This is a genomic window from Sulfurovum sp., assembly GCF_036568385.1.
Taxonomy (GTDB): domain Bacteria; phylum Campylobacterota; class Campylobacteria; order Campylobacterales; family Sulfurovaceae; genus Sulfurovum.
This window is the reverse complement of the sequence record NZ_DATCSP010000083.1, coordinates 1-3,186: the sequence shown is the minus strand read 5'-3', so window position 1 is coordinate 3,186 and position 3,186 is coordinate 1. Positions and strand designations below refer to the sequence as shown.

The 3,186-nt window shown below is 49.4% G+C and carries 4 protein-coding genes; 2 read left to right on the top strand and 2 right to left on the bottom strand.

From position 1 onward, the window contains the following. A partial coding sequence (locus VIM88_RS08855) for a putative PEP-binding protein (protein ID WP_331862536.1) occupies positions 1 to 567 on the top strand: 567 nt, incomplete at its 5' end. Next, on the top strand, positions 560 to 1,942 hold the full coding sequence (locus tag VIM88_RS08850) for a PTS transporter subunit EIIC (RefSeq protein ID WP_331862535.1): 1,383 nt from the start codon (positions 560 to 562) through the stop codon (positions 1,940 to 1,942). The genes VIM88_RS08855 and VIM88_RS08850, both read left to right, overlap by 8 nt. 97 nt (positions 1,943 to 2,039) lie before the next feature. Here the strand turns inward: VIM88_RS08850 and VIM88_RS08845 are convergent, their stop codons facing one another. Together VIM88_RS08845 and VIM88_RS08840 are read right to left on the bottom strand one after the other, a co-directional pair. Next, entirely contained in the window at positions 2,040 to 2,510 is a 471-nt protein-coding gene (locus tag VIM88_RS08845; RefSeq protein WP_331862534.1) for a PTS glucose transporter subunit IIA, read from the bottom strand. Positions 2,511 to 2,514: 4 nt separating this feature from the next. After that, positions 2,515 to 3,186, bottom strand: a 672-nt coding sequence (locus VIM88_RS08840; RefSeq protein ID WP_331862533.1) for an N-acetylglucosamine-6-phosphate deacetylase, incomplete at its 5' end; no start/stop codon positions are given.

The following is a 3,186-nucleotide window of genomic DNA, read 5'->3' as shown; positions in this document are numbered from 1 at the left end:
TATATACAGCTCCCCCCGGAGAACAATCCTTTTTTAGGGGTACGCGGCATACGTCTGTTCCGTACGCATCCGGAACTTCTTGAAGAACAGCTGCATGCCATTTTCTCCGCTGCCGGAGAGAAGCGCATAAAGATCATGTTCCCTATGGTCAGCACCGTGGAAGAGTTCATAGAGGCAAAGGCTTTTGCCAAGGAGGTCGCGAAAAAACATGCCTTTGACATTTCCCATCTCTTCTTTGGTATGATGATCGAAGTCCCCTCCGTGCTTTTCCTGCTGAAAGAGTTCAATGAGGTCGTCGACTTTTATTCGATAGGGACCAACGACCTTGCACAATACCTCTTTGCTACAGAGAGGACCCATCCTCTGCTCAAAACGGACGAACTCTCACCCGTGCTCTTTTCAGCTATCCAGGCTATCCTCGAAAAGGCAACCAGGCCCGTGAGCCTTTGTGGAGAGCTGGCCGCACATAAAGATGCCATACCCGCGCTTGTGGATCTCGGTATCACTACACTCAGTGTTTCACCTAAACGCATCGCACGAACAAAAGAGGTGATCAGACATGTTTAATTTACTTCAACGCATCGGTAAGGCACTGATGACCCCTATCGCCGTACTCCCTGTTGCGGCACTGCTGTTGAGACTTGGTTTCGGGGATATCTTCGATGGAGAAGTGGCATCTATTATGAAGTCCGCAGGTGAAGCTATCTTTTCCAACCTGGACCTGCTCTTTGGTATAGGCATCGCCTATGGGCTTTCCAAGAACCATGACGGTGCTGCCGCCCTGGCAGGGGCCATAGGGGTGCTCATCGCCAAAGCAGTTTACATCAGTATTGACAAAGATGTGAACATGGGCGTTTTTGTCGGTATCATCATGGGTGTCATCGCCGGAACACTTTACAACCGTTTCCATACCATCAAACTGCCTGAATTTTTGGGCTTTTTCGGAGGGAAACGTTTTGTGCCCATCATTACGGCCCTTTCTGCCATAGGAGTGGGGATGCTTGCAGGGTATTTTTGGCATTTTGCCCAAAGTGCCATCGATACGTTTTCAAATGCCATCATAGGACTGGAAGCCGTGGGTACCTTCATTTACGGGTTCCTCAACCGTCTGCTGATCCCTCTGGGGCTGCATCATATACTCAACTCTGTCTTTTGGTTCCAGCTTGGCGAATACAGCTACCTCAAAGACGGCGCCCAGGTCGTGGCCAATGGCGACCTTCACCGCTTCTTCGCCGGTGACAAGACCGCGGGGGTCTACATGGCAGGATTTTATCCGGTCATGATGTTCGGTTTGCCTGCCATGGCCTACGCCATCTACCTCAATACCGAGAAAGCGTACCGAAAAAAGGCGGGTGCGATCCTGGCAGGTGTTGCATTTACCTCGTTCCTTACCGGGATCACCGAGCCTTTGGAATTCCTCTTTTTGTTTGTAGCGCCTCTGCTGTTCGTGCTGCATGCCCTGCTGACGGGCCTCTCCCTTGCGGCAGCCCAGATGTTGGACATTCACGCAGGCTTCGGGTTTTCAGCAGGATTCATAGACTATATGATCAACTATAAACTGGCGACCAATCCTCTGCTGCTTCTTCCTCTGGGAGCCCTCTTTGCACTCATCTATTTTATAAGCGCTTATTACACGATCAGGCTGTTTAAACTGAAGATATTTGAAGAGAATTCCGGCACTGAAAAGCGTGATGCAGATGAGGAAGCGCTGGCATTTATAGAAGCGTTAGGGGGAGAGGAGAACATCACGCATACCGATGCATGCATCACAAGACTTCGCATGTCTGTCCATGACAGCGCTCCCCTCAACGATAAAGCATTCATCGCGCTGGGGGCAAAAGGTGTCATACGCCCTGACAAGCACTCCATTCAGATCGTACTTGGGACCAGAGCAGAAGGGGTCGCAGAAAAGATCAAAGAGGTATTGATCCAAAAGCCGTAGGCCGCTACTTCTTTTTGGGTGTCTTGAGGACAATAAAAAAAGCGACCAGTATCAGGCCGTACACGACATAATAATAGATGTTGTCACTTTGCGGCATTTACTTCACCTCCATAATGATATCCTGGGTTTTGACGATCTTCAATCGCTTGTCGATCTCTTTCACATCACTCTCCTCTGAAATAATGATAGGGGTGATGATATCTTTGGCATGGTCACGGATATATCCCAGATCCACCTGGATGATCGGATCTCCGGCCTTCACCTCATCCCCTTCCTTGGCAAGCCGTTCAAAACCTACCCCTTCCAGGGCTACCGTATCCAAACCGATATGCACCATCACTTCCAGGTCTTTGGAACTCTTTACGCTATACGCATGGTTGGTGGGGAATATCTTGCTGATCGTACCGTCTATGGGTGCGGTAAAAACATTGGACATGGGGATGACCGCCACACCGTCACCGACGAGTTTCTGTGAAAACACTTCATCGTCTACGCTCTCAAGTGCCACGATTTGGCCGTCAACCGGTGACTTGATCTCTCTTACTTTACGTTTCAAAAATCCTAACATGGGTCTACCTTCTATACTTTACTTCACCATTCACTATGGTTGATATGATACTGAAACTTTCATCAAAAATGACCATATCTGCATCATAGCCCTCTCTGAGCTCCCCTTTTTTCACCCCCAGTTTACGTGCGGGTATCTTTGTCACACTGTTGACAATTTCAACAAGCTCCATCGAAGTATGTCTCTTCATATTAAGCAGGGCCTCATGCATCTTCAGCACGGACCCGGCAAGGGTTCCGTCTTCCAGTACGGCTTTGCCCTCATTCACCTCAACACGTCTCCCGCCCAAATCGTAAGTACCGCACTTCATACACCCTGCCCGCATAGCATCTGTGATCAGTATCAGCTTCTCTTTTTTCATCTGCTGGACCAGCTCAAGCACAGAGGGATGCGTATGCACCAGATCGGCTATGATATCGCACGTGACATCGGAGTCGAATACGGCACCCACGATACCCGGTTCTCTGTGGTGATACGGGGTCATCGCATTGAAGAGGTGTGTGGCATGCGAGATGCCCCAGGTAAAGCTCTCTTTTGCTTCTTCATAACCGGCAGCGGAATGTCCGATACTTAAAATGATATGCGGGTAGGAACTTGTCAATTCCTTGACAAATGCCTCGGCACCATCTATTTCCGGTGCCAGGGTGATCATTTTCACCTCTTGCATATAGTCTTC

Excerpts from the sequence above, each read along its gene's own strand:
- VIM88_RS08850 (WP_331862535.1), top strand. The coding sequence starts at position 560 with ATGTTTAATTTACTTCAACGCATCGGTAAGGCACTGATGACCCCTATC.
- VIM88_RS08845 (WP_331862534.1), bottom strand. The coding sequence starts at position 2,510 with ATGTTAGGATTTTTGAAACGTAAAGTAAGAGAGATCAAGTCACCGGTT.